Annotated in this window: 25 protein-coding genes; 9 read left to right on the plus strand and 16 right to left on the minus strand. The window is 59.2% G+C overall.

Annotated elements, in window-relative coordinates; genetic code table 11:
- Positions 1-1,154: 1,154 nt before the first annotated feature.
- The 3 genes from QMK58_RS28940 (at position 1,155) to serS (ending at position 3,496) form a co-directional block, all read left to right on the plus strand.
- Positions 1,155-1,394, plus strand: a complete 240-nt coding sequence (locus QMK58_RS28940; protein ID WP_413817411.1) for a M20/M25/M40 family metallo-hydrolase — start codon at positions 1,155-1,157, stop codon at positions 1,392-1,394.
- Positions 1,363-2,145: a M20 family metallopeptidase gene (locus QMK58_RS12640; RefSeq protein WP_320396383.1), complete on the plus strand. Its 783-nt coding sequence runs from the start codon at positions 1,363-1,365 to the stop codon at positions 2,143-2,145. Before QMK58_RS28940 ends, QMK58_RS12640 begins: the two co-directional genes overlap by 32 nt.
- A gap of 73 nt (positions 2,146-2,218) precedes the next feature.
- Positions 2,219-3,496, plus strand: coding sequence for a serine--tRNA ligase (serS, locus tag QMK58_RS12645; RefSeq protein ID WP_320396384.1), 1,278 nt, complete (start codon positions 2,219-2,221; stop codon positions 3,494-3,496).
- A 70-nt stretch (positions 3,497-3,566) separates the two neighbouring features.
- On the opposite strand, the gene QMK58_RS12650 is transcribed toward serS, so the two are convergent.
- Complete coding sequence (locus QMK58_RS12650; protein ID WP_320396385.1) at positions 3,567-4,145, minus strand: DUF6436 domain-containing protein; 579 nt, start codon at positions 4,143-4,145, stop codon at positions 3,567-3,569.
- 97 nt (positions 4,146-4,242) lie between these two features.
- Here QMK58_RS12650 and QMK58_RS12655 point away from each other — a divergent pair, with 97 nt between their 5' ends.
- Both QMK58_RS12655 and QMK58_RS12660 read left to right on the plus strand, forming a co-directional pair.
- Positions 4,243-5,190 (plus strand): alpha/beta hydrolase, encoded by a 948-nt coding sequence (locus QMK58_RS12655; RefSeq protein WP_320396386.1) that lies wholly within the window; start codon positions 4,243-4,245, stop codon positions 5,188-5,190.
- A gap of 233 nt (positions 5,191-5,423) precedes the next feature.
- Positions 5,424-6,386 (plus strand): IS110 family transposase, encoded by a 963-nt coding sequence (locus QMK58_RS12660; RefSeq protein WP_053159634.1) that lies wholly within the window; start codon positions 5,424-5,426, stop codon positions 6,384-6,386.
- Between the two features lie 375 nt (positions 6,387-6,761).
- Here QMK58_RS12660 and QMK58_RS12665 read toward each other — a convergent pair whose 3' ends face one another.
- The 11 genes from QMK58_RS12665 to QMK58_RS12715 all read right to left on the minus strand — a co-directional run bounded on the left by QMK58_RS12665 (position 6,762) and on the right by QMK58_RS12715 (position 18,209).
- On the minus strand, positions 6,762-7,622 hold the full coding sequence (locus QMK58_RS12665; RefSeq protein ID WP_320396387.1) for a CAP domain-containing protein: 861 nt from the start codon (positions 7,620-7,622) through the stop codon (positions 6,762-6,764).
- Between the two features lie 236 nt (positions 7,623-7,858).
- Positions 7,859-8,482 (minus strand): helix-turn-helix transcriptional regulator, encoded by a 624-nt coding sequence (locus tag QMK58_RS12670; RefSeq protein ID WP_053161094.1) that lies wholly within the window; start codon positions 8,480-8,482, stop codon positions 7,859-7,861.
- 20 nt (positions 8,483-8,502) lie between these two features.
- Positions 8,503-9,132: a hypothetical protein gene (locus QMK58_RS12675; RefSeq protein ID WP_053161368.1), complete on the minus strand. Its 630-nt coding sequence runs from the start codon at positions 9,130-9,132 to the stop codon at positions 8,503-8,505.
- Positions 9,133-9,280: 148 nt separating this feature from the next.
- Positions 9,281-10,552 (minus strand): OprD family porin, encoded by a 1,272-nt coding sequence (locus tag QMK58_RS12680; protein ID WP_320396388.1) that lies wholly within the window; start codon positions 10,550-10,552, stop codon positions 9,281-9,283.
- Positions 10,553-10,623: 71 nt separating this feature from the next.
- A complete protein-coding gene (mhpT, locus tag QMK58_RS12685) occupies positions 10,624-11,832 on the minus strand; it encodes a 3-(3-hydroxy-phenyl)propionate transporter MhpT (RefSeq protein ID WP_053161091.1) in 1,209 nt (402 codons plus the stop codon).
- Positions 11,833-11,918: 86 nt separating this feature from the next.
- The gene (gene dmpG, locus QMK58_RS12690) at positions 11,919-12,929 is read right to left on the minus strand and encodes a 4-hydroxy-2-oxovalerate aldolase (RefSeq protein WP_053161090.1); all 1,011 of its coding nucleotides are present in this window, start codon (positions 12,927-12,929) and stop codon (positions 11,919-11,921) included.
- Positions 12,930-12,939: 10 nt separating this feature from the next.
- Positions 12,940-13,875, minus strand: coding sequence for an acetaldehyde dehydrogenase (acetylating) (locus QMK58_RS12695; RefSeq protein WP_053161088.1), 936 nt, complete (start codon positions 13,873-13,875; stop codon positions 12,940-12,942).
- Between the two features lie 32 nt (positions 13,876-13,907).
- Positions 13,908-14,702 (minus strand): 2-keto-4-pentenoate hydratase, encoded by a 795-nt coding sequence (gene mhpD / locus QMK58_RS12700; RefSeq protein ID WP_053161366.1) that lies wholly within the window; start codon positions 14,700-14,702, stop codon positions 13,908-13,910.
- Between the two features lie 14 nt (positions 14,703-14,716).
- A complete protein-coding gene (locus tag QMK58_RS12705) occupies positions 14,717-15,580 on the minus strand; it encodes an alpha/beta fold hydrolase (RefSeq protein ID WP_320396389.1) in 864 nt (287 codons plus the stop codon).
- Positions 15,581-15,595: 15 nt separating this feature from the next.
- Positions 15,596-16,549, minus strand: coding sequence for a 3-carboxyethylcatechol 2,3-dioxygenase (gene mhpB, locus QMK58_RS12710; protein WP_320396390.1), 954 nt, complete (start codon positions 16,547-16,549; stop codon positions 15,596-15,598).
- A gap of 1 nt (position 16,550) precedes the next feature.
- On the minus strand, positions 16,551-18,209 hold the full coding sequence (locus QMK58_RS12715) for a bifunctional 3-(3-hydroxy-phenyl)propionate/3-hydroxycinnamic acid hydroxylase (RefSeq protein WP_320396391.1): 1,659 nt from the start codon (positions 18,207-18,209) through the stop codon (positions 16,551-16,553).
- A 134-nt stretch (positions 18,210-18,343) separates the two neighbouring features.
- Between QMK58_RS12715 and QMK58_RS12720 the strand changes: the two genes are divergently transcribed.
- Positions 18,344-19,132: a DNA-binding transcriptional regulator gene (locus tag QMK58_RS12720; protein ID WP_053161080.1), complete on the plus strand. Its 789-nt coding sequence runs from the start codon at positions 18,344-18,346 to the stop codon at positions 19,130-19,132.
- Positions 19,133-19,153: 21 nt separating this feature from the next.
- Here the strand turns inward: QMK58_RS12720 and QMK58_RS12725 are convergent, their stop codons facing one another.
- Positions 19,154-19,942, minus strand: a complete 789-nt coding sequence (locus QMK58_RS12725) for an alpha/beta hydrolase (RefSeq protein ID WP_053161079.1) — start codon at positions 19,940-19,942, stop codon at positions 19,154-19,156.
- Between the two features lie 52 nt (positions 19,943-19,994).
- Here QMK58_RS12725 and QMK58_RS12730 point away from each other — a divergent pair, with 52 nt between their 5' ends.
- The 3 genes from QMK58_RS12730 (at position 19,995) to QMK58_RS12740 (ending at position 22,975) form a co-directional block, all read left to right on the plus strand.
- On the plus strand, positions 19,995-21,248 hold the full coding sequence (locus QMK58_RS12730) for an NTP/NDP exchange transporter (protein WP_053161078.1): 1,254 nt from the start codon (positions 19,995-19,997) through the stop codon (positions 21,246-21,248).
- Between the two features lie 21 nt (positions 21,249-21,269).
- Positions 21,270-22,214, plus strand: a complete 945-nt coding sequence (locus QMK58_RS12735; protein WP_172681837.1) for an aldo/keto reductase — start codon at positions 21,270-21,272, stop codon at positions 22,212-22,214.
- A 107-nt stretch (positions 22,215-22,321) separates the two neighbouring features.
- Entirely contained in the window at positions 22,322-22,975 is a 654-nt protein-coding gene (locus tag QMK58_RS12740) for a peroxiredoxin (RefSeq protein WP_053161076.1), read from the plus strand.
- Positions 22,976-23,103: 128 nt separating this feature from the next.
- Here the strand turns inward: QMK58_RS12740 and yghX are convergent, their stop codons facing one another.
- From yghX to glcF, 3 genes are all read right to left on the minus strand, one after another.
- Complete coding sequence (gene yghX, locus QMK58_RS12745) at positions 23,104-23,991, minus strand: YghX family hydrolase (RefSeq protein ID WP_053161075.1); 888 nt, start codon at positions 23,989-23,991, stop codon at positions 23,104-23,106.
- Positions 23,992-24,135: 144 nt separating this feature from the next.
- Positions 24,136-24,537, minus strand: a complete 402-nt coding sequence (locus QMK58_RS12750; protein WP_053161074.1) for a heme-binding protein — start codon at positions 24,535-24,537, stop codon at positions 24,136-24,138.
- Positions 24,538-24,556: 19 nt separating this feature from the next.
- Positions 24,557-25,774 carry a glycolate oxidase subunit GlcF gene (gene glcF / locus QMK58_RS12755; RefSeq protein ID WP_053161073.1) on the minus strand — a complete coding sequence of 406 codons (1,218 nt, stop codon included), beginning with the start codon at positions 25,772-25,774 and terminating at the stop codon, positions 24,557-24,559.
- Between the last annotated feature and the right edge of the window lies 1 nt (position 25,775).

Raw genomic sequence — 25,775 nt, forward strand, 5'->3', positions numbered from 1 at the left:
AATGGGGCGCGGAGATTGCTGTAAGCCTAATCAGAAATAGGCTTCGATTACAAGTTTATCGTACCGCCAGCTCTCGGGGAGGTATCAGCAAGAGTTGATCGAGTTGGGTGGGGGTGAAGTAACCACTTTCGAAGGAAGTCTAAGCAAAGTCAGTGCGGAACCATAGTTCTGTCACTTCCCTCTACGAAAGAGGTTCAAAGTGTTTGCTTTAAGCAGGAATGGTTTAATTGCAGCGGCTCACGATGGTCTATTAATAAGTGATACTACGACAAGGATGTCCGGGTTCAGAAACCCGACAACTCTCCAGAAAATTGTTGGACCACGGCGTTCAGATTGCAGGTACTTGGGGGGCTCTAAAGGGGGCTAAAGAGGCAAGATGAAGGGGGTCCAAATGCGATACTTGGGGCGCCAAAGGCTGTGGTGGATGAGGCTTGTACTGTATTAAGTGGGTTTTGTAGATGGGTGCACTTCATGCTGGAGAAACAGGGGGAAGGGCAGAAGTTAAAGTTGTTAAATAATGCGCTTTCTATGGGGTTGTTTGGGAGATGATAAATAGCAGTTGGTACCGCGCAGGCATTGAATATTAATGTTCATTATTTAAGAACGGGGGGACAGCAGGAGCAGTAAATAATGCTATTGGCGATCGTTTTTTTTGCCATTTTTGATGATATCGAAGATCCGCGGTATGGGGGCTGGTGGTGATGCGTTAAAGGACTTGAGCTATTGCTCCGATCTTTTGAATGGAACTGATGATTACAAAATGATCAGGCCACTCAAGAAGTAATTTTATGCAAGGTTCAGTGAGATATATCTGAGAAAACTTTGTCATATCTGGATTAAGCAGGATTGATCCCCTTATAATTGAAAAATAATTCAAAGGTGACGACAATGTTAAATAATCATTGAGTTAAGTGATTGGTTTGATGTTTACAAAAAGGAAATGCTGCCTAATTTAATAGGTATTTATCTATTGATACCAGCTTAGGAAAGGAGCAAAGGCCATTCCTTGTTTGGCGAACTTACTTGAAATCTATGGGTTTAGGTTCCGGGATGAGCAATATCATACAGAGCTTGGAGCTCATAGGGCTTTTTTTCTTTAAGCTGATAACAATGGAAAAGTAAATATTAGAGCAGAGCTGAATGCGTTGTCTGTCATGGATGGCACAGTTCTAGGAAAAAAGCACATAGATGTTGTTCCGGCAGAGGGTGAGGGGCGAAAGTTGCTATCACCTTGGATCGACGGCAATTACGTTTATGGTCGTGGATCATGTGATACCAAGGGGAATCTTTTTTTATTGTTTGGTGCTTTGGCGTATATGAAGCATAAAGAGATCAGTGCTCATATTGAGGAGCTATTGAGACTTGGTTTCGGAAGAAGAAGAAATAGGAGGTAACGGAACATTGTCCACTATTCTCCATGGGGTTTATGCAGATATGGTCGTTGTTTTCGAGCCTACTGACTTGGCGGTTCATCGCGGTCACCGAGGGTGTTTGACCTGTGAAATAACTATTATCGGAAAGGCTGTTCATATGGGTAGCATTCTAGAGGGGGTATCTGCGATAACTGTCGCAATGAAATTAATCGAAGGTTTGAACGATTTAGAAAAAGAGATGGTTCGGGAGTCTCATAGTGACTCTGCCTTTTCAATCTGGAAACGACCTGTACAGATAAATGTGGGTAAGATTTCAGGGGGAGAGTGGCCTGGTTCGGTGCCCGAAAAGTGCAGCTTCACTTTTAATGTAGGTTTTTTGCCATCCACGTCGGTAGAAGATATCGAAACTTTATTGAAGACTCGAATGAAGTCACTTTTGTCAGAATACCCAGAAGTCAAAGTCGACTTCGATTTTTACGTTGGACTACGGAATAAAGCATATATTGTTTCTGAGGAGGACATTTTCTTAAAGCGATTAGATCAATCTGTTTCCGAGGCGCGGGGGTTAACAAAGAACGATGGAATATTTGCTTGGAGGGCTAGTTGTGATGCTCGACATTATGCCCAAGAAGCCAATATTCCCACTGCGATTTTCGGTGCAGGCTCTTTAAGTGATGCACACTCAGCTAATGAAAAAATCGATATCGACCAAATGCGATTTGGCATTAAAGCGTTAGCAAGTTTTTTATCTGAGCCTTTAGTTGTTGCCTAGATTTTTGGTGCCAGTTCGGTTAGCTGAAGCCGTCTGTTTCCGTAAGTATTAGAAAAATATGCGGGTATTTAATATGATAGATATAAAACAGCTGCAGGAAAACTATCAGTCGATGAAATCCAATTTGTCGGCAAGAAATATAAGAATCGATTTGGACCGTATTATTTCTCTCTATGAGGACGTTAAATCGCAAAAACGAGAACTTGAGGATATGCAAGGTCAGTTAAATGCTCTTTCGAAAGGGCCCAGAGATAGCGCCTTAACAGCGGAAATTCCACCGTCCGTCGCGATGAGTGCGATGACATTAAAAGGTGCCATTATAAAGGCTAAGGAGAGGTTTAATTTACTTGATGCGGAATTTTCATCGTGTATCCGCCTGTTACCAAATTGGACTTCGTCAGATGTGCCAATTGGCCTCAGCGATGAAGACAACTTAACTGTCCGAGTAAGTGGGGAAATTCCAAAGTTCTCCTTTCTCAGTAAGGATCATCTTGAATTGGGGCGTAATCTCGACTTGCTTGATTTTGACTCGGGTGCAAAAGTCGCAGGTTCAAAGTTTTATTTTCTTAAAAATCAAGCAGTGTTCCTCCAGCACGCGCTGAAGAGCTATATTTTCAACAAGGCATTAAAGGCCGGCTTCACACCTTTGCAGACGCCGGACATATCTTACAATCATATAATGGAAGGCGTAGGGTTTTCTCCCAAGGGGGACGAAAGTAATACATACGAGTTGGGTGGCTTAGACAAAAGTCTTATCGCTACAGCCGAAATATGTATTGCCGGTATGCACTCTGATGAGGTAATTGATTTTGCTAGACTCCCACTGCTTTATATTGCCGAAAGCCATTGTTTCAGGCGAGAAGCTGGGGCTTCCGGTAAGTCTAGCAAAGGCCTTTATAGGGTCCATCAATTTGAAAAATTAGAATTATTTGTATTGTGCCTGCCCGAGGATAGCGCTGAATATCATGAGAAAATTCTTGCATTGCAGGAAGAGATTTATACCGAGCTAGGTATTCCGTATAGAGTCGTACTAAATTGCACTGGCGACTTGGGGGCGCCGGCGTATAGAAAATATGATATCGAGGCCTGGATGCCGGGTAAAGGCACTGCCGGGGAATATGGTGAAATAACGTCAGCAAGTAATTGTACTGACTATCAATCGCGGCGCCTTAATATTAAATATAAGGATCCTCTTCTGAAGAAAAATCAGTATGTTCATACTCTCAATGGAACCGCTTCGGCACTTGGGAGAACGATGATCGCGATTTTGGAAAACTTTCAGAAAGCTGACGGTTCTGTAGAGATTCCTGAACCATTAAGACGTTATTTGGATTTTAAAGATATTGTCTAATACCTATCATAAATCTTCGTAGAGCAATTTTGCCCATCCTGACTTAAGGTGGGCATATTGCATTAGTTATCTATTGTTGTTTTTTTGGCCACGGGCAGTAACAACCCACGGCCAGTGTGTGCGTGGCATTCACCGCGCGGCCTTCGCTCAACGCTTGCAGAATCGGTTCAATAAAGCTGTTGTTCGAATTGCAGGTCAGGCCTTCGCTGTACGGGCCGAAATACGCCAGTTTGCCGCTGCGATCCCAGATCGCCACGGCCGGGCTGGCGGGGATCTGTTCGGAGCCTGGCAGGACGGCGATGCTTTTCAGGTTGCTTAAGGTGCTCGGTAACTGCCCGTGGCTGCCCGGCTTTTGTACCGCATAAAACTCCACGCCTTGCGGTGCATAGTGCTCTACCAGTTCGCTCAGGTGTTGTTGGTTACCGACGTTGCACGGGCAGGCCGGGTCCCAGAAGTGCACGAGGCGGATGGCGCCGGGGCCGGCGAGATTGTCGGGCAGGCGCAGCGGGTCGCCGGAGAACACCGCGGTGTGCTCGCTGAACGCTCGCAGGTAGCGCCCCTCAAACCAGTCGTAAGCAGCCCACAGCACGCCGGCACACACGAGGGCGAGCAGGCTGGCAAGCAGTGTGGCGCGGTAGGGCGAGCGCATGGATTTCAGTCCTCGAAGGTGCGCTAGCTTGCCATGCTTGCCCCAACAGATGAATATCGCAGGCCTATAAAGTCCGTTTCGCGTTCTGGAATTGCTCATGCCTGCCACTTTCGACTCCGATCATCTGCGTGCCAGCCTGCGGCCGCTGGCCGACTGGCAGCCGCTGTCGGTAGAAGCGCTGGCTTACCAGCGTTTCTACGGGCTGGATTTTGCGGGGCGTAACGTGCGCAGTGGCCTTGGGCGTTTCGCGGTCGATGGTTATGAAGTGGTCAGCCAGGTCTGGTGGCCCGAGCGGGCGAAGGCGACGCTGTTTTTGTTCCATGGTTTTTACGATCACACCGGGCTTTACCGGCATGTAATCGAGTGGGCGCTGGATCAGGATTTTGCGGTGATTGCCTGCGACCTGCCGGGACACGGGTTGTCCAGTGGCGAACGGGCCAGCATCAAGGATTTCACTGAGTATCAGGACACGCTGCAAGGGTTGTTCACCGAAGCACAATCCCTCGATCTGCCGCAGCCGTGGCACCTGTGCGGGCAAAGCACTGGCGGCGCGATCGTGATCGATCATGTGCTCAATCAGGGCGCCAGCAGCCCGGCCCAGGGCCAGGTCATTCTGCTGTCGCCGTTGGTGAGGCCGCGGGCCTGGGGCTGGTCGCAACTCAGCTATTACCTGCTCAAGCCTTTCGTCAAAGCCATCGCCCGGCGCTTCAGCGAGAACTCCAACGACCCGGATTTTCTGCCCTTCCTGCAAGCGGACCCGTTGCAGCCGCTCCGTTTGCCGACTGCCTGGGTCGGTGCGCTGGCGCGCTGGATCAAGCGCATCGAAGCCGCACCGTACAGCATGCGGCGACCGCTGATTGTTCAGGGGCAGGCGGACATGACCGTGGACTGGGAGCATAACCTTGAAGTATTGCGGGGCAAGTTCGATCGGCCGCAGGTGTTGATGTTGCCTGAGGCGCGGCATCACCTGGCGAATGAGACGCTGGCGTTGCGACGGGAGTATTTCGGGTTTTTGACCAAGTGGATCAAGGGGCGGAATCTTTAGCGGCTGTCATGGCCCCATCGCGAGCAAGCTCGCTTGTATGTTTAGACTTGAAGGGGTGGGTGGGACTAAAGCTCGTCATCTGACTCTGACCAGTACAGACCGTGGGAGACTTCGTCCCACCCCTTCACCTAATGCGCCGATAAGGAATGCATCGGCTCGGACCGACGATAGAAACAAGCCAGCGCAACGGTGAACCCCGACAAGTCTTTAAACCCTAGCTCGGAGGGTGGGCCATGACAATCCTTGATTCGCAGGTGGTCGTTGGTGTGGATGTGGCGAAGGACGAGATCGTTGTCTATCGATCCGACCTGCAAAAACCCCTCAAGGTCGCGAACAAGCGAACAAGCCTGAAGCAATGGCTCAAGACGCTGCCAATGAACAGCGCCATCGCGCTTGAGGCGACCAATATCTATCACCTTGATACAACGGAAATGGCCCATGAAATGGGCCATGACGTTTACGTCATCGATGGCAGTCGCCTCAACAAATACCGCGACGGCATAGGCATGAGGGCGAAAACAGACGCCCTGGATGCCGAACTGCTGGCGCGTTACTTGAGCCGGGAGTCCGACAGGCTGAGGATCTGGAACCCGCCACCGAAGGCTTACACGCAGCTCAAAAGCCTGCTTCGTCGCCGGGCCCAACTGGTCCGGGGCTGTGTCGCACTCAAGCAGAGCTGGAAAAACGAGCCCCTGCTCAAAGAGCAGTTCAACCAGCTTCTGGTCGCCATTGCCCAGTTCGAAAAAACGATTCAGAAAACACTCAAGGAGATTGCCGAGGACGCCGGGATGCAGGATCAGGTGAAGCGCTGCCAGGCCGTCGAGGGTGTCGGGCTGCTGACGGCCACCGCAGCGGCCACGGCGTTTTTGCGTGGGGAGTTTGCAAACAGCGACGAGTACGTCGCCTTCCTCGGCATGGATCCGCGGGTGAGGCAGTCAGGACAAAAGGATCAAAGGCGTCGGCTATCCAAGCGAGGGGACTCTGAGTTTCGGCGCCTGTTTCACAACAGTGCCATGGCCGCCAGCCGCTCGCCGGTCTGGAAACCGTACTACCAGAGCTACCTGGCCAGAGGCCTAAAAGGTACTCAAGCCTTGGTTATCCTGGCACGCAAGCTCGCCAGAGTGATGTTCGCGCTGATGAAAAACCAAAGTGAATACACGCCAAATTCTATGCTTGGGGGTTTCCCCCAAACATAGAATCTCCCACAGGGGAGGCGCATAGTATTTTTCCGTCCTGCCACCCGTTCCCTAGAACACAATCGGTCTAAAACCCCCCTTGGCAATCCGGGTGGTTTTGCTAATCTCAAACCTGTAGGTGAAGACGCAGACTGATGCGCAAAAGGATAGCAAGGAAACGTGGGGCGCGTTCCGAAGGGTACACGGTTAGAAAGATCTCCGCGCTGGGATCCAGCCCTTATGCCGTGTGAAGCAGAAGAGCACCATTACAGATACATTACTCTTTTGTGGGAGTCCTGATAAACCTTGTAAGCCGGAGACCAGCACCGGCCACCTACTTTTCTTCAACTTCAAAGCCCGCCGCGAGCGGGCTTTTTAATGCCTGGATTTCAGCGCTTACGGTGCGCCAAACAGCATGGTCCAGTAGACGCCGTTGTCGCTGCGCGAGTCGGCGGCATACGCGGCGCCGACCTGAGTGAACATCGGGTTCATCAGGTTGGCGCAGTGTCCCGGGCTGGCGAGCCAGCCGGCCATCGCTTTGCTGGGTGAACCCTGGCCGGCGGCAATGTTTTCGCCGATCTGTCGGCCACGGAAACCTGCGGCCCGGGCCCGGTCTGCCGGCATGTTGCCGTCGGGGTCCTGATGCGCAAAGTAATTGCCGTAGGCCATGGCCTTGCTGTGGCCTTGGGCGGCAGCGCCCAGCGCAGCGCTCCAACTCAAGGGGCGCGCCGCGGCGAAGCGCTGGCGACCGCAAGTCCGTGGTTTGGCCCGGGCCGCATTGACCTGTGCCAGCAGTGCCTTGCCGGCGCTTCGTGCGTCGCCGGTTTGGCCATCGAGTACGGGTTTGGCAAGCACCACTTGCCATTCACGCCCGGCACGGGTCACGCCGATGTCGGCGTATTGACTGTCGAGCAACGCAGCGCAGTGCTCATCCTGAAGCAGATCGAATGCGTCTTCGGCATCCTGCGCGCCGACCACGCGCAGGGAACGCACCGTCACCGCTTGATAACCGGATGCTTTCAAACGGTCACGCAATCCACCGCCATAACCGATGGGCAATGCGAGTGCGTTCTTGAGTGTCAGGGGCGACAAGCGTTGCGCCGGGCGTCGGTCGCAACGCTGTGGGTGGGCGCGATAGTCGTTGATGGCTTCCACAAGTTGCCTTTGCCCATCGGCATGGGCGGGGCTGGCAAAAACGGGGAGCAGGGCAGACAGGCACAGCGAAGAAAAGCGCAAGGCAACGACAGATTGGCGCATGGGACGGACAACTCGGATGAGATGACGACGATAGAGGGTTTGGGAAAGCGCTGGGTATGACTGGCGTCTTGGAACAAGGTTCACGGCGGGCGTGAACCTTTTGATGTGTCCCGGCACTGGCACTGTAGGAGCGAGCCTGCTCGCGATGGACTAAACCGCAACGCGTTGAATGAGGAAACACGCGTTATCGTTAGCGTCCATCGCGAGCAGGCTTGCTCCTGCGGTAAAAGGGTGTGTTATGGCGGTGTTTCCGTTGGCCGCACCTTGAAACGGCACACATGCCCGCCACGCACCATGCATTCCGTATGCTCGACCTCACCGCCGCCCAACGCGCCGATCAAGGCCAGGTCCAATTCGCAAACCACCGGATGGGCGGCGGCCAGGCGATGGAAGACGCAGTTGTGCGCGACGATCTCCGGGTCGCCCGACGAACGAAAAAACACTTCGGCTTCGTACCCGGCCTGGTTCATGTGTTGCACGATCCGGGCTTCGTCCACCACCTGCTGTTCACGCTCCAGCGCCAATTTGCGGCCCAGGCTGCGCATCAACGAAGCCAGGGCTTGGGGTCCGATGATGCCGGCCACTTCGTCGATCAGCACACTTGCCAAGAGCTGATAGTGACGAGGGAATTGTTCCTTGGCATGGTCGGTGAGCCGGTACAGCTGCTCCGGGCGACGCCCCGTCGGCCGGGTGTTACCGCGCAACACCAGGCCGTCACGCTCCAGCGCCGCCAAGTGTTGGCGAATTGCCGTGCGCGTGACTGCCAGTTGGTCAGCCAGCTCGTCAATGCTCATGCCTGCTGCGTGGTGCAGCAATGCATTGAGCAAGTCCTGCTGTGTTCGGCCCAGTCCTTCCAGCATGGTGTGCCCTCGCGACGATGTCAGAACTTGTCGGGGAATTGCTTGACCAGTGCGGCGGTCAACGCGTCGGCCAGCGTCAGGATATGTGTGCGCATCATCGACCAGGTCTGCGCTTCACCGGTGTAATCGTGGGCGGCGAATTCATCGATCTGGGCGATGTGGTGACCACCGTGGGCCGACAGCAGATTGACCAGTGTCGCTTCAGGCAGATTAGGGTTGGCGCCGGCCAGAAACGCCGCAATCGCCTTGGCATTGCCGGTCAACTCAGTGACCGCAGCCTGCTTGCCCTTGGCGTCTTTGGCCACCGTGGCGTCGCTGTAGTGTTTCACTGCCCCCCAATGACCGGCAAGCAGCTTGAGCAACTGATCGGCAGCGGGTTGGCCGTAAAGCGGCGCGATGCTGTTGGCGATTTTGGTGGCGTTGTCGACGACCTGGCCCGCTGCCACTTTGGCTTGCTTCTGGTCGGCGGATTGGTTGGCGAGCGCGTAGTTTCGAATCCAGAAAATATGCTCGACCCAAAGGTCGCGCAATGCCAGGCGCGTGGTGAGCGCCGGGCTGTCGGCCGCGGCGGAAGAGGCGGTAGGTGTTGCGCTCCATACCGGTTGTGCACAGAAAGCCAACAGGATCAGAGCCAGGATTTTGATATTCATGACGGCACCCTCAGAGAGTGGGAACATTCGACAATATCAATATAGGCATAAAAATATGATTTTATTGGGTCGTACCGAACTGCCGGATCAGCGGTCGGTTCGCCCCGGTGTTCGCAAGCCACACCGGGGACGGTGGTTCATCCGTTGATCACCACAACTTCCACGTGTAATCGACATTCACCCGCAGCTCATTGTCATCCCGGTGGCTGGCCTGGGCAGCGAAGTCGTTGCGATACCAGGCGTTGCGCAAGCGCACGGCGACTCCCTTAAAGGGTGTGGTCTGAACGGTGTAAGAGAGCTCGATATCCTTTTCGCTCTCCTTGAGGTTCGAGCCCCCCAGCTTGGGCAATTCGATGTTGTCGCCGCTGACATAGCGCAACATGCCGTTGAGCCCCGGCAAGCCAACGGCCACGAAGTTGTAGTCATAGCGCACCTGCCAGCTGCGTTCCTTGGGGTTGAGAAACTCCGAGCTCAATGTGCCTTCGGTGATGACCAGCGGCTCGGTGCCAAACAGATACGGCATGGCAGTCTTGCCGGTGAGCTGCATGTAGCCGGCGCCGAATTTGTGCGCACCGAGGCTGTAGCTCAACATCAGCGCGGCATTGCGGTTGTCGACCGGACCGGCCCTGGCCGCGCCGTCTTCGCCGGTGACGAACAGGCGAAAGTCACTCTTGAGATGACCGGCACCCATCGGGCGATTGTCGACGAAGCCATAGAAGTCCTTGCGATACAGGTCAGCCAGTTCTGCGTGGTAATACTTGAGCGTCAGTTGCGGCGACCAGGCGTAGTCACCCCCAAGGAAGGTAAAGCGGTCCGACTCGGCAGCGCCGTTGAAGCGTCCGTTGGGTGAGCCTACGGTCATTTTCTGATAGTCGGTGGAGTCGCGCAGGTTGATGCGGTCCACCCAGCCGAGGTGCAAGGTCAGGTTGTCGATGTCCTGCGACTTGAGGTAGGTGCCGCGAAAGGTTTGCGGCAGCAGACGGGTAGGGCTGGCAAAGGCGATCGGCAGGAAGGTGCTGATGGTGCCCAACTGTAACTCGCTCTTCGATGCCCGGGCCTTGGCCGTCAGCCCCAACTCGGAATATTCACTGGCCGGCTCCCGGGTAGCCGGGTCGTAGGGCAGCAGGCCCGTGCCGGTGCGATCCGGCGAAGAGTCGAGCTTGACGCCCAACAGGCCCTGGGCATCCAGACCGAAGCCGACAGGGCCTTCGGAATATCCCGAGCGCAGGTTCAGGATGAAGCCCTGGGCCCACTCGCGGGCGGCGGCCTGGGGCGTGGCGTTCACATAATTGCGGTCGAAGTAATAGTTTCGCAGCACCAGGTCGGCGTGGCTGTCGTCGACAAAACCGCTGGCACAAGCCTGACCGAAGGATAAAACGCAGGCGCAGGCGCTGAGTGCCCGGTGAGAAAAATTGAGCATGGCAGTGTTCACTTTTATTGTTATTGAGATAAATCCGCGCCGTCGTTGCGCGGGGTGTTGCGGATGCTGCGTCAGTCGGCCTGGCTGTCGTTGCGTCGTACCGAGAGGTAAAACATTGCCAGCGCGGCGATGACGATCCCGGGGGCCGAGGCCATCATCACGCCGGTGGTGCCTGTGCCCAACGCAAGCATTTTGCCGGCCACCAACGGACCGCTCATGGCGCCCAATCGGCCGATGGCCACCGCGCTGCCAACGCCCGTGGCGCGCACGGAGGGTTGATAGAAATGCGGCGCCAGGGCATACAGCACGCATTGCCCACCAGTGGCGAAGAAACCGGCAACGAAACCGGCTGCGAGCATGCTCTCCCACTGGCTGGACAGGCCAAGCGCTGTCAGCGCGCCGAGGATACCCAGGTAAATCAGCGCGGACAGTGCCCAGGCCGGCAGCCGGTCCATTACCCAGCCGAGCAGCAAGGTGCCGGTCGCTGCGCCAAATTGCAGCGCCAGCATGACCCAACTGGCCTGGCGGCCGCTGAAACCCTGGCCGACCAACAGGCTCGGCAACCAGTTGATCAGGATGTACACCACCATCAGAGTGAAGAAGTAGCTGACCCAGATCATCGAGGTCGGCAGCGCTGCACCTTCGCGAAACAGGCCTCGGACCAGACCGACCGGGGCAGCGGTTTGGTCGTTGCGAAGAAACTGAGCCGACTCGGGCAAGTACCGCCCCAGCAGCGGCACGATCAACAAGGGAACGACGCCTCCCACGTAGAACACCACTTGCCAGCCGCCGGCCAGGTCGGCGATGCCAATCGTGGCTGCCAGCGCGGCGCCTAATGGCACCCCGCAGTACATCAGGCTCACCGCAGTGCCGCGCAGGCGAGGGCCGGCCACTTCGCTGGTCAAGGCGATCAGATTGGGCAGGGCGGCGCCAAGGCCTACGCCCGTCAGGCAGCGGGCAACCAGCAAGCTGTTGAAGTCCCAGGCGATTGCCGTCAGCAACGAGAACAGGCCGAACAGCGCCACCGAGGCCATCAGTACGCGTTTGCGACCGATCCGGTCAGCCAGGAGGCCGCCGAAGAATGCACCGGGCAGCAGGCCGAAGATTCCGGCGCTGAAGACCCAGCCCATGTGTAATTTATCCAGTTGGAAAGCCGCTGCCATGCCTTGGGCGGCGATGCCCGAAGCTTGCAGATCCAGCCCTTCCATCAGGGCGACGAGAAAGCACAGACCGATGGTCCGCGCCATGTGCAGAGGTGTTGCCACGTTCAGCGATGTCATGGGAAATTCCCGTTTTATTGTTGTAATAGGCAAAGCGAGCCCGACCGACACGCTGCGTGGGCGGTCAGTCGGGGGGTGATGCTCGGTCAGCGTTTGAGCAGGTCCAGCGCGACATCGACGATCATGTCTTCCTGGCCACCGACCATGCGCCGTTTGCCCAGTTCGACGAGGATGTCGAGGGTTTTCAGGCCATATTTCGCTGCAGCGATTTCGGCGTGGCGCAGGAAGCTGGAGTAGACGCCGGCGTAGCCGAGCGCCAGGGTTTCGCGGTCGACTCGCACCGGGCGGTCTTGCAACGGACGCACGATGTCATCCGCCGCGTCCATCAGCGTGTACAGGTCGGTGCCGTGGTTCCAGCCCAGACGTTCGGCGGCGGCGATGAACACTTCCAGCGGCGCGTTACCGGCGCCGGCCCCCATGCCCGCGAGGCTGGCGTCGATGCGGTCGCAGCCTTCCTCGACCGCGGTGATCGAGTTGGCCACGCCCAGCGACAGGTTGTGGTGCGCATGCATACCGGTCTCGGTTTGCGGCTTGAGCACGGCCTTGAATGCGCGGAAACGATCACGGATGTCCTGCATGTTCATCGCCCCGCCCGAGTCGGCCATGTACACGCAGGTGGCGCCGTAGCTTTCCATCAGCTTGGCCTGGGCGGCCAGCTGTTCGGCCGGGATCATGTGGCTCATCATCAGGAATCCGACGGTGTCCATGCCCAGCTCGCGGGCGTATTCGATGTGCTGTTTCGACACGTCGGCTTCGGTGCAATGGGTGGCGATGCGCACCACCCGGGCACCGGCGTTGTAGGCCGCCTTGAGGTCATGCACGGTGCCGATGCCGGGCAACAACAAGGTAGTAATTTTGGCGTGTGTGATGACATCGGCCGCCGCTTCGATGCATTCCAGATCGGTGTGCGCGGAGAAGCCGTAGTTGAAGCTCGAGCCTTGCAGGCCGTCACCGTGGGCGACTTCGATACTGTCGACCTTGGCCTTGTCCAGGGCACGGGCGATGTCCTGCACATTCTGTATCGAGTACTGATGACGCACCGCGTGGCTGCCATCGCGCAGGGTCACGTCGCAGATGTAGATCTTTTTACCGTTCATGTTGATCTCCTCAGGCCTGTTGCATCGACTGCGCCATGCGCTCGGCGGTGGCCAAGGCAGCGGAGGTCATGATGTCGAGGTTGCCGGCGTAGGCTGGCAGGTAGTGGGCGGCGCCTTCGACTTCGAGGAACACCGAGGTCTTCAGCCCGGAGAATGCTCCCAGGCCCGCAATGGTCAGCGGCGCATCTGCGGGGATCACGTCGAACTGCACGTGTTGCTTGAGGCGATAGCCCGGCACGTAGGCCTGCACCGCCGCAGCCATCTCGACGATGGACGCTTCGACCAGCGCCTGATCCGCCGCCTCGGACAGCACAAACACCGTGTCGCGCATCATCAACGGTGGCTCGGCCGGGTTCATCACGATGATCGCCTTGCCCTTGGCGGCGGCGCCGATGACTTCGATGGCCCTGGAGGTGGTCTCGGTGAATTCGTCGATGTTGGCACGGGTGCCGGGGCCGGCGGATTTACTGGCGATCGAAGCGACGATTTCGGCGTAGTGCACCTTGGCTACGCGCGACACCGCCGCGACCATCGGAATGGTGGCCTGGCCACCGCAGGTGACCATGTTGACGTTGAGCTGGCCCAGGTTCTGCTCCAGGTTCACCACCGGCACGCAGTACGGGCCGATGGCCGCCGGGGTCAGGTCGATCAGGCGAATGCCCGGTTTGATCGCGCGCAGGAACGCGTCGTTCTTCACGTGGGCGCCGGCCGAGGTGGCGTCGAAGACGAAATCGATGTCCTGGAAGACGTCCATGCGGCTCAGGCCTTCGACGCCTTCGTGGGTCACCGCCACGCCCATGCGCTGAGCGCGGGCCAGGCCGTCGGAAGCCGGGTCGATGCCGACCATCACCGCCATTTCCAGGTGCTTGGCGTTACGCAGGATCTTGATCATCAGGTCGGTGCCGATGTTGCCGGAACCGATGATGGCGACTTTGAGTTTTTTCATTGTTGTTGCCTCTTGTGCACGCAAGTCGCCGATCACTCGGCGCTGAACTGAACTGCCACGTGTCCGATGCCGTCGATTTCGGCCTCGAATCGGTCACCGCCTGCCACCGGCACCATGGGCCCGAGCGCACCGGTAAGAATGATGTCGCCAGCGCGCAGTGGATCGCCCAAACGCGCCATGGTGCAGGCCAGCCATACGGCCGCGTTGAGCGGATGACCAAGGCATTCGGCGCCGCTGCCGCTGGAGACTTCTTCGCCATTGCGGGTCATGCGCATGCCCAGTTCGCTCAAATCGAGGCCGTCGATTCGCCGTGCCGTGTCACCGAGCACGAAGCCGCCGCTGGAAGCGTTGTCCGCCACGGTATCGACGAAGCGAATGTTCCAGCCCTGAATCCGGCTGCCGACAATTTCCAGCGCCGGAACAACCCAGGCCGTGGCGGCCAGCACGTCTTCGAACGTGGTATCGGCGTTCGGCAAGTCATGTTCCAGAATCAAGGCGATTTCGGCCTCGATCTTCGGTTGCATGACTCGGTTCAACGGCACGCTTTCGTTGTGGTCATAGCGCATGTCAGCGAGCAGGGTGCCGAAGTCTGGCTGATCGACGCCCAACTGCTGCTGGACCTTGGGATGGGTCAGGCCGATCTTGCGACCGATCACGCGACCGCCGTTGGCCAGGGCATGGGCAATATTGAGGCGCTGGATGGTGTAGGCGGCTTCGGCGTTGTCTTCACCGATCTGCTCGCGCAGCGGCGCGATGGCGGCGTTGTCGGCTTGCGCCTGGCGCAGGTCGGCGGCGAGCCGCGTCAAGGTTTCTTGAGTCAGGGTCATAGTGGCCTCGGTCATCAATGGGTCAGGAAGTCCAGGACCAATCGGTTGAAGGTCTCGGCGTGTTCCCACTGAGCCCAATGGCCGCAACGGTTGAACACGTGCAGTTGCGCATCAGGCAGGCCGGCCAGCAGGCGCAGGCCGGTGTCCATGGGCACGAAGCGGTCTTCGCGACCCCAGACGATCAGGGTGCGGGCCTTGATTTCTTGCAGGCGATGGCTGAAGTCCGGGAATTGTTTGGGGTTCAGCGTGCTGCTGGTGACGAAGTTTTCCAGGTGATCGCGGCGCGACAGGATGTTGTCCAGGCGAGTCTGGAACATTTGCTCGGTGAGGCTGCTGGCATCGAAGACGAAGACGTTCATCATCTTCTTCAGGTTGTCGATGGTCGGCTCGCGGTACAGCGCACCGATCAGCTTGATGCCTTCGGTTGGCTGCGGGACGAAAGCGCTGGGGCCGCCGGTGCCGCCGCCCATCAACAGCAGTTTGCCGATGCGTTGCGGGTAGGCGAGGGCAAAGGCCACGGTGCTGTGGGCGCCCATGGAGTTACCGATGATGTGCACACGGTCCAGGTCCAGCACGTCGAGCAATCCTTTGAGCGCACGGGCGTTAAGGTCCGAACGCGAACCGTCGCAGACCACAGGGTCGCTCTTGCTCCACCCCGGGCAGTCCATCAGGACCACGCGATAACCGGCATTCACCAATGGCTCGAGGTTACAGTTGAAGTTGGCCCAGCCGCTGGCGCCGGGTCCGGAACCGTGGAGCATGACCACGGTTTCAGTGCCCTGGCCAATGTCGTTGTAATGCAGTTGCAGGTCCAGGTCGCCTTCCTTGATACGGGCAAAGCGGCTGGTGGACGCTTCGGTGATTGCAATGGCAGTCATGGCGGTTCCTTGAATTCAGTGGTGGTTGTTCAGCGGGCGTGCACCGAGGGCGGCAAAACCTGCGATCCATTCGGGGATCGGCCGGTAGTAGCGGCCTTCGCTCTGGTAAGGGCCGAACGCCGACAGCGCGGCGAAGGCGGCGACCCAGGTTTTCACTTCATGGGTGGACTTGCCGGCCAGTGCCGACAGCGCGTCATTGCCCAAGGCATCGAGGTCGCTCAGGCGTCCCTGTTCGAGGGTGTCGAGAAAACCCTGGTCCCACGTCGGATTCAGCGGGTGCAGGCTGTTTTGGTCTTCGACAAAGTCCCGGGCCGCCTGGATGACCCGGTTCTGGCGGGCCAGGCGTTCATCGACCGGCAGTTGCCGACCGCTGCCCATCATCCGGTCGGCCATGCGTGCGTCGACCTTGGCCAGTTCCGGTACCGGGGGTTGGTGGGACAGGCCACCGGAGGCAAGGAACAGCACGCGTTTGTTCAGGGTTTTCGCCCAGTGACCGATGGCTTCACCGAGCAGGCGGGCGCGCTTGAAACCGGGCAACGGAACAGCAACCGAATTGATGAACACCGGGATCACCGGGCAGCCTTGCAGGCCATCGAGCAAAATCTCCAGTGGCTGGGCGAAGGCGTGGTCGACCTGCATGCGGTAGGACACCGCCGTATCGACACCAGCATCGAGGACGGCCTGGGCACAGGCCTCGGCCAGCTCTTTTGGCACCGCCAGGGGACCGGCGGCGGTGCCGAAATCACCGATCGCCTCGGCGGCCATGCCGATGCAGAACGCCGGCATCACGTCGTAGAAAAAGCCGTTGTAATGGTCCGGACCGAACAGCACGATCAGCTCCGGGTCGAAGCGGGCAATGCGCTCACGGGCGGCGGCGGTCATCCGATCGACGTCGGCCAGCACCTCTGGCGTCGGGTCGACGTAGCCCACCAGTGGCGTGTGGGACAGGCAGTGAACGTAGGCGCTCATCTCATGCCACCTTGCTGGCGACGGTCGCCGTGGCCGGTTGTGGCAAAGCCTTGAGCGCCAGGGCCAATTGATCGCAGACCTGGCCGACGGTTTGCGGGATCGCAAGCCCTGCGAGGAAACGGTCAGGGCGTACCAGCGCTATGGATGACGATCCATGGGCGAACCATTCACGCAGGCGCCCGGTGCTGTCACCGACGCGAATCACACCGGGACTGACATCACTGGCAGCCCTGAGCTGAACGTCCGGCAATACCTGAATAAAGCGCGTACCCAGTGCGCTCCATTGTTCGACTTGCGCGCGGCTCATGCCCCAGATCGGATCGCAACCCCAGGCGATGATCGCGAAATTGCTGCCGATCACTTCATCGAGCAGTACACGTTCGCCAGTCTCGGTCAGGACCTGCGGTTGAATGAACATTTTGCCCACAGGCGACGACTTTTGATCCGGTGCAATCAAGGCGCCCTGTGTGTATTGCGGCATCGGCTTGAAGCGCATTTCCAGGAAGTAGCGTTTGACCGGCGGCACATAGTTGAGCAGCCACGACACGCCGTCGCGCAGGGTGCCCTGCCAGCGCTTGGGTGGCGCCAGCACATGGCCGGCGAGCACGGACAGGTCGATCATCGCCTTGGCGTGGTCGCGACGTTCCTGTTCATAGGTGTCGAGCAGGCTGTCGGCGGCCAGGCCCTTGATCACCAGCGACAGTTTCCACGCGAGGTTGGAAGCGTCGCGCATGCCGCTGTTATAACCCTGGCCTTGCCAGACCGGCATGATGTGCGCGGCATCGCCGGCCAACAGCACCCGGCCCTGACGGAAGCGGCCGGCCAGGCGAGCGTTGTGGGTATAGACGCGGCTGCGGATCAGCTCGATGCGCTCCGGGTCCGGCAGCACCTTGCCCAGTAGTTTGCGCATGTTTTGCGGCTTGCTCAGCTCGGCTTCGGTTTCGCCGGGCATCACCATGAATTCGAAGCGGCGCACGCCATGGGGCAGGGCGGCGGAGACATAAGGCCGCACCGGGTCGCAGCACAGGTAGACATGTGGCGTGCTCAACGGGTCGTTGGCAATGTCGACCACGATCCACTGGTTTGGCGCGGTCTTGCCTTCGAAGCTGATGTCCAGACTACGTCGCACCAGACTGTTGCCGCCGTCGCAACCAATCAGGTAGCGGGCGTGCAGGCGTTCGCCACGGCCGTGCTGATCCTTGAGGTTGAGCACCACCGCGCTGTCGCTTTGTTCAAAACTGTCCAGCTCGCGGTTGAAGAGCACCTTGACCTTGTCGAAGCGCTGCAGGCCTTCGAACAGCACGCGGTCGGCCAGGGGCTGGATGAAGGCGTTGCGCCGCGGCCAACCGAACTCGTCGGTCTTTGGCTGGATGTCGGCAAAGCACCGACCTTTCGGCGTCAGGAAACGCATGGCATGCCAGGGGGTGGTGTGTGGCAACACCGCGTCAGCGAGTTCGACGGCCTGGAACGTGCGCAGGCTTTCGTCGTCCAGGCCGATGGCGCGAGGGTAGTCGATCAGGCTGTCGAGTTTTTCCACCAGGGTAACTTTCACGCCGCACTGACCGAGGTAGTTGGCGATCATCAGGCCGACAGGGCCGGCGCCGACAATGGCGACGTCGGTGGTCAGTTCCACCGTGGCAGGAGTGGGTGCAGGACTCATGGGTATCTCCGTACAGCGCTTTTGGATTTCTTGTTGGGCGCAGTATGGAAATCACCGGGCTGGTCGACAACGACAACCCTTGCTAGTGTGCACTTAGTGCACATCGTTGATTTACAACACAAACGGAGCGATCAATGAGCGAGACAGAATACAAGGCCGTGCGTGGTCTGATGCGTGGCCTGGCGCTGATCAACGGCCTCAATCGCTTCGACGGCGGGGCCAGTACCGCGCAGCTGGCCGAGCAGACCGGGCTGCATCGCACCACGGTCCGGCGTTTGCTCGAGACCTTGCAGACAGAGGGTTACGTGCGGCGCAGCGAGTCGGACGACAGCTATCGCCTGACCCTGAAAGTGCGCGAACTCAGCGAAGGGTTTCGCGACGAGCAATGGATTTCTTCCGTCGCCGCACCGCTGCTCGGGGAGCTGTTGCAGGAAGTCGTCTGGCCCACTGATCTGTGTACCCTGGACGGCGACGCCATGGTGATTCGCGAGACCACCCATCGCTTCAGTCGCCTGTCGTTCCACCGCTCCATGGTTGGCCGGCGCTTGCCGTTGCTGATGACCGCCACCGGACGGGCGTATTTTGCGTTTTGCCCGCCCGCCGAGCGTGAAGAACTGATCGAGTTGATGATCAGTCGCGAGGACGAACAATCGGCGCTGGCGGCGGACCGCCGTTTTGTCGAGCGACTGGTGGAGCACACCCTGGCCAGGGGCTACGGCGAAAACAACGCCCATTGGGGGCAGGAGCGCAAGATCGCCTCGATTGCCATCCCGATCAGCCACGAAGCCCGTCTGATGGGTTGCCTGAATCTGGTCTACATCGCCAAGGCGATGTCTATCGAGGAAGCGGCTCGCCGCTATTTGCCGGCGATGCAGGCCGTGGTGGAAAAGATCCAGGTGCAGTTGGGCGGCTCGCCAGGCTGATGGCATGTTGCGCCTGCAGATTCACAAGCCATCCGCCAATGCCTTGAAGTACTCGGGGCTGTCGCTGATCGAGTTGTGCCCGGTCCCCGCAATCACCTGCAATGACGCCACACCCGGGGGGAAATGGCGGTAGAGCCGCTGGGTACTGGTGCCGGGAATCACCTCGTCGTGCTCGGCGGCGATCAGCTTTGTCGGCACTGTGATATGCGCGGCGTAGCGCCAGGACTCGAATTTGTCCTTCAATAGCCACTGCACCGCAAACCAGCGGAACTGGCGGGCAGCGAGTTCTTCCAGGCTGTTGTACGGCGTGATCAGCACCAGCTTCGTCGCCGGCCGGGCGCTGGCCAGGCGTACCGCGACCCCCGAACCCAAACTGCGACCGACCACGGTAATCTGCCGATGGTCGGCGTAAACCTTGTCGAACAAGGCCATGGCATCCCGGGCGATGGCTTCTTCGGAGGGTGAGCCGCTGCTGCCGCCGAAGCCCCGGTAATGCATGAAATACAAGGCAAGGTCGGGGAAGGCTTCGGCGAATTCCGGCAGGCTGCGTGCGACATCCTCGGCATTGCCGCCGAAATAAACCAGCGCTTGAGGACCCTGATGCTCACGCACCGACACAAGCACCTGCGCGTCGTCGACGGACAGCGTCAGCAGGGGTACGGATGAGTCTGAGGCACGGGGTTGCGGGTAGTAGATCAGCGAGCGCTGAAAGACAAACAGGGCCAGGCAGAGCACCAGGTACAGCGCTGCGAGGACGACGACGAGTAACACCAGGGTTCGGGACATTCGGCTAACGTTAGTGGGCGGCATTGACGGCTCCGGGGTGCAGTCGGAGTGTAGCTGGCGGTAAAGGAGGGCATCGATGCCCATCGGTCTGAAGTGGCTCAACGTGTTGCCGTCAGAAAGAGCGGCGCTGGCCCTGGGGTTCGCCTTCCATTTCTGTGTGCTCGCCAGCTATTACCTGGTGCGACCCTTGCGCGATGCCTTGGGTCTGGAAGGAGGCGCCGACAAACTGCAATGGCTGTTCACCGCCACGTTCGTGGTGATGCTGCTGATGGTTCCGGTGTTCGGCGCGCTGGCCTCGCGGCTGCCGGCCACGCGGTTCGTACCGCTGATCTATCGCGTGATTGCGCTGTCGATGCTGGTGTTTGGGCTGTTGATCGCCAATCACATCGCGCCCGTGGCGGTCGGGCGGGTGTTTTTCGTCTGGATCAGTATCTACAACCTGTTCATCGTGTCGATTTTCTGGAGCGTGTTGGTCGATCGTTTTTCCAGTGAGCAAGGTCGGCGCCTGTTTGGGTTTATTGCGGCGGGAGGCACCCTCGGCACGTTTATCGGGCCAATGTTGGCCGCGACCATGGCGACCCGTCTGGGGCCGATTGCCCTGACGTTCACTGCGGCGCTGTTGCTGGAAATCGCCGTGCATTGCTATCGCCGACTGCTCAGGCAAACACAGGCGCATGCGCAAGGCCGATGGGTCGACGATCGGCGCATGGGCGGCAGCATGCTCGCCGGGATCACGCTGATCGTGCGCTCGCCTTACCTGTTGGGGCTGGTGTTGTTCATGCTCTTGCATACCAGTGCCGCAACCTTGTTGTATTTCGAACAGGGAAGAATCGTCGCTGGCAGCTACGCTGATGTGGCAAGCAGGACGCAATTCTTTGCGCTGGTCGACCTGACGGTGTCGGCCCTGACCTTGATTTTTCAGCTGCTGCTCACGGCGCCGCTGATCCGTGCGGTCGGGATGGGCGGGGCACTGGTGGCCTTGCCGCTGGCGACGGTCGTGGCGTTTGCCGCCATGGCACTTGCGCCGGTGCCGGCCACGGTCGCGCTGGCACAAGGACTGCGGCGGGCGGTGGAGTTCGCGATTGTGCGCCCGGCGCGGGAGGTGTTGTGGACGGTGGTCAGCCGCGAGGAGAAATACAAGGCCAAGAACGTGATCGAAACCCTGGTGTATCGCGGTGGCGATGCGGCCAGCGGTTGGTTGTCGGCAGGTTTGACGGCGATGGGCGCAGGTTTTGCCTCGGTGGCACTGTTTATTGTGCCGTTCGCCGGGGCGTGGGGCTGGTTATGTCTGTGGCTGGCGCGGCGACAGGCGCAACAAGTTCAAACCTGATCGACTGGTGAAGGACATTTTATGAGCCATTCTGAGGGTTACACCCGTAGAAAATTTCTTACGCTGGCTGCCGGCGCTTCGGCGGTCTTCACGTTCGGTCCGGTCGGCGCACAATCGGCGCCGCCGACGGGAACAGGAGGCAAGACCATGCAGACCCGCGTCATTCCTTCCAGTAACGAGTCATTGCCGATCGTCGGGCTGGGCACCTATCGCGGCTTTGATGTGGCCCCGTCGGATCCCGCCTACAAAAACCTGCCCGCGGTGCTTGATGCGTTGTTCGAGAAGGGCGGCAAGGTGATCGACAGCTCGCCCATGTACGGCCGCGCCGAACAGACCACCGGTGAGCTGCTGTCGATCCATGAGCCACGCTCGCCGGCTTTTTTGGCGACCAAGGTGTGGACCCGTGGCCGCGAGGAAGGCATCGCGCAGATGGAGCAATCCTTCAGCCTGTTGCAGACCGACCGCATCGACCTGATGCAGATCCATAACCTGCTGGACTGGCAAACCCATTTGCCGATCTTGCGTCACTGGAAGGAGCAGGGGCGCATCCGTTATATCGGCATCACCCATTACACCGCGTCGGCCTATGAAGAAGTGGAAGCGGTGCTCAAGGCCGAGCCGCTGGACTTCTTGCAGATCAACTATGCGCTGGACGACCGCGGCGTTGAAAAACGCATCCTGCCGCTGTGCCGTGACCGGGGCGTGGCGGTGATCTGCAACCGACCGTTCGGTGGCGGTGGCTTGATTGGCCGGCTCCAGGGTAAACCGCTGCCCGGCTGGGCCGCACAAGTCGGGGTCAAGAGCTGGCCGCAACTGGCGCTCAAATTCCTGCTGTCCCATTCGGCGGTGACCTGTGTCATTCCCGGTACCGGTAACCCACGCTACATGGCGGAAAACGCCGGTGCCGGTTTCGGCCCGATGCTCACCGATGCCCAGCGCCAGCAGCTGATTGCGTTGGTGAGCTAGTCGGCAACAGGCCGCGAAAGCTCTCCTATACTGTTTCGCGTCCACGTCGCGGCACCGCAAATGCGCTGTCGGTGGCGTCCCTGTCCATCACTGCACGGAGATCGAACATGGCAATTCGTATTGGCGACGAAGCCCCGGACTTCACCGCCGACACCACCGAAGGCAGCATCAACTTCCACCAATGGATCGGCGACGGCTGGGCGATTCTGTTTTCCCATCCCAAGGATTTCACCCCGGTTTGTACGACTGAGCTGGGATACCTGGCCAAGCTCAAACCGGAGTTCGACAAGCGCAACACCAAGGTTATCGGGCTGAGCATCGACCCGGTCAGCGACCATAACCGCTGGGTAGGTGATATCGCCGAGACCCAGGGTACGGCAGTCAACTATCCGTTGATCGGCGACGAAAACCTGGTGGTCGCCAAGCTCTACGACATGATCCACCCCAACGCCAGCGGCGGTTCGCGCACGGCGGTGGACAACGCCACGGTGCGCTCGGTGTTCATTGTCGGTCCGGACAAGAAGGTCAAGGCGATGCTGATCTACCCCATGAGTGCCGGGCGCAATTTCGATGAGGTGCTGCGGTTGCTCGACTCCCTGCAACTGAATGCCAAACATACCGTGGCGACGCCGGTGAACTGGCGTCCAGGTGAGGATGTGATCATTCCGACTTCGGTGTCTGACGAGGATGCGAAGAAGAAGTACCCGGACGGGTTCAAGACCCTGAAGCCCTATTTGCGGACTGTACCTCAGCCAAAATAGTTTTCGGCAATGTAACCGCCATCGCCAGCGAGCCGGCTCCTACAGGTTTTGTGAACGCCACAAATCCACTGTAGGAGCCGGCTTGCTGGCGATGAGGCCGGCCGGTCCTGCCGGCCTCGAACTTCGATTCAAACCAGGTACTTTTTAAACCACCCCAGCGTGCGCTCCCACGCCAGTTTCGCCGCCGCCTCGTCATAACGCGGCGTGGAATCGTTGTGGAAGCCATGATTGCAGCCAGGGTAAATAAACGCTTCATACGTCTTGCCCCCGGCCTTCAACGCCTTCTCATAGGCCGGCCAGCCTTCGTTGATGCGCGTGTCCAGTTCGCCGTAATGCAGCATCACCGGTGCCTTGATCCGCGGCACCTCTTCGGCCGTCGGCTGGCGGCCATAGAACGAAACGGCGGCACCCAGTTCCGGGTAGGCAACCGCGGCTGCGTTGGTCACACCTCCGCCGTAGCAGAATCCCGTGATGCCGACTTTTCCGGTGGCGGCCGGGTGTTTCATCATCCACTCGACGGCGGCGAAGAAGTCGTTCATGAGTTTTTCCGGGTCGACCGTCGCCTGAAGCTCACGACCCTTGTCATCGTTGCCAGGATAGCCGCCGACGGAACTCAGGCCGTCCGGGGCGAGGGCGATGAAGCCTGCCTTGGCCACGCGCCTGGCGACGTCTTCGATGTACGGGTTGAGCCCGCGGTTTTCATGCACCACCACCACCGCCGGCACTTTGCCGGGGGCCTTGGCCGGGCGTACCAGATAAGCCCGAACCTCGCCATGGCCCTTGGGCGAAGGGTAGGTGACGTACTCGGCAATGATGTCCGGGTCGGTGAACTCGACTTGCTCGGCCAGTGCGTAGTTGGGGCTCAACGACGCCAGCAGGGCACTGGCGGTCAATCCACCGAGGGTGAACAGTGCCGCACGATCAAGAAACTCCCGGCGATTGATCTTGCCATGGGCGTAGTAGTCGTACAGCTCCAGCAATTCGGGGGCGAAGTCTTTGGCGGTGAGACGGGTCATGTTTGGCGTACCTTTCGGGCGGGTTGAGCACAATCCCTGTAGGAGCGAGCTTGCGCGCGATGACGGTGTCACATTCAATATTCATGTGTCTGACACACCGCTATCGCGAGCAAGCTCGCTCCTACAGGGTCGGTTGCGAATCCATTATTTCACGCACTGCGCACCGGCCTTCGCCACCTGCGCATCCTGCTCGGCCTTGACGCCGGACACGCCGACCGCGCCAATCACCTGGCCTTCGAAAACAATCGGCACGCCGCCCTCCAGCGAAGTCAGCAGCGGCGCTGACAGGAACGCGTAGCGCCCACCGTTGACCATGTCCTCGTAGCTTTTGGATTCGCGTCGTCCCAAGGCCGCCGTGCGGGCCTTTTCGGTGGCGATGTAGGCGCTGCCGGGCGCGCAGCCGTCGAGGCGTTCGAGGGCGAGCGGGTGTCCGCCGTCATCGACCACCACGATGGTCACCGCCCATTGATTGTTTTGCGCTTGTGTCCGGGCGGCAGCGAGGATCTGGCTGACTTCGGTCTGGCTGAGGACGGCTTTACGGTTCATGGATATCTCCAGGATTCGGTTAGGGCAAGGCGGCTTCGACCAGTTCGATCCAATGCCGAACCGGGGTTCGGCCAGCGCCGTCCAAGTGTGACTGACAGCCGATATTGGCCGTGGCAATGACCTCGGGGTAGCCACTTTCCAGCGCATTGAGCTTGTTGTCGCGCAGTTGCCGGGACAACGCCGGCTGGGTCAGCGAATAGGTGCCCGCCGAACCGCAGCAGAGGTGGCCGTCGGGAACGCTGGTCAGGTTGAAGCCCAACCGGATCAACAACGCCTCCACGGCACCACCGAGTTTCTGCGCGTGTTGCAAGGTGCAAGGGCAGTGGAACGCCAGGCGTTGAGACGCGTGGATGCCGAGGTTTTCCAGTGGTTCATCACGCAGCACTTCCACCAGGTCCCGGGCCAGCGCGCTGACCTTTCTGGCCTTGTCCGCATAGATCGGATCGCTGGCGAGCAGATGTCCGTAATCCTTGATAAAGGCGCCGCAACCGCTGGCAGTTTGCACAATCGCCTCGGCGCCGTTTTCAATGCCCGGCCACCAGGCGTCGATGTTGCGCCGGGCACGGTCCAGGCCTGAGGCCTGCGCATCGAGGTGATAGTCCACGGCGCCGCAGCATCCGGCCTCGCGGCTACCGATGACGCTGATCCCCAATCGATCCAGGACACGCGCCGCTGCGGCGTTGGTGTTGGGCGACAGGCTGGGCTGCACGCAACCTTCGAGCATCAACACCTGGCGGTCGCGATGGGTCTGCGGGCGCGGCTTGGCGGGCGTCGCATGACGCGGCAATTTGCTTTGCAGGGCATCGGGAAGCAGCGCCCGGAATACCTGCCCGCTGTTGACCAGCCCCTTGAACAACTCCGGATGAGGAACGGTCTGGCGCAAGCCCTCGCGCAACAGGCGCTGCCCGAGCGGTCGCGGCACCGCCGCATCGACCACGGCCCGGCCGATATCCAGCAGGTTGTGGTAATCCACGCCCGACGGGCAGGTGGTTTCGCAGTTGCGGCACGATAGGCAGCGATCAAGGTGTAGTTGAGTCTTTTGCGTAACTTCGTTGCCTTCCAGCACCTGCTTGATCAGGTAGATCCGCCCACGCGGCCCGTCCAGTTCATCGCCGAGCAACTGATAGGTCGGGCACGTGGCATTGCAGAACCCGCAGTGCACGCAGGTGCGCAGGATGCTTTCGGCTTCTGCGGCACGGGGCAGGTGGCGGGCGCGTTCGCTCAATGTCGTCTGCATG

It is taken from the genome of Pseudomonas sp. P8_241 (assembly GCF_034008315.1).
GTDB lineage: Bacteria > Pseudomonadota > Gammaproteobacteria > Pseudomonadales > Pseudomonadaceae > Aquipseudomonas.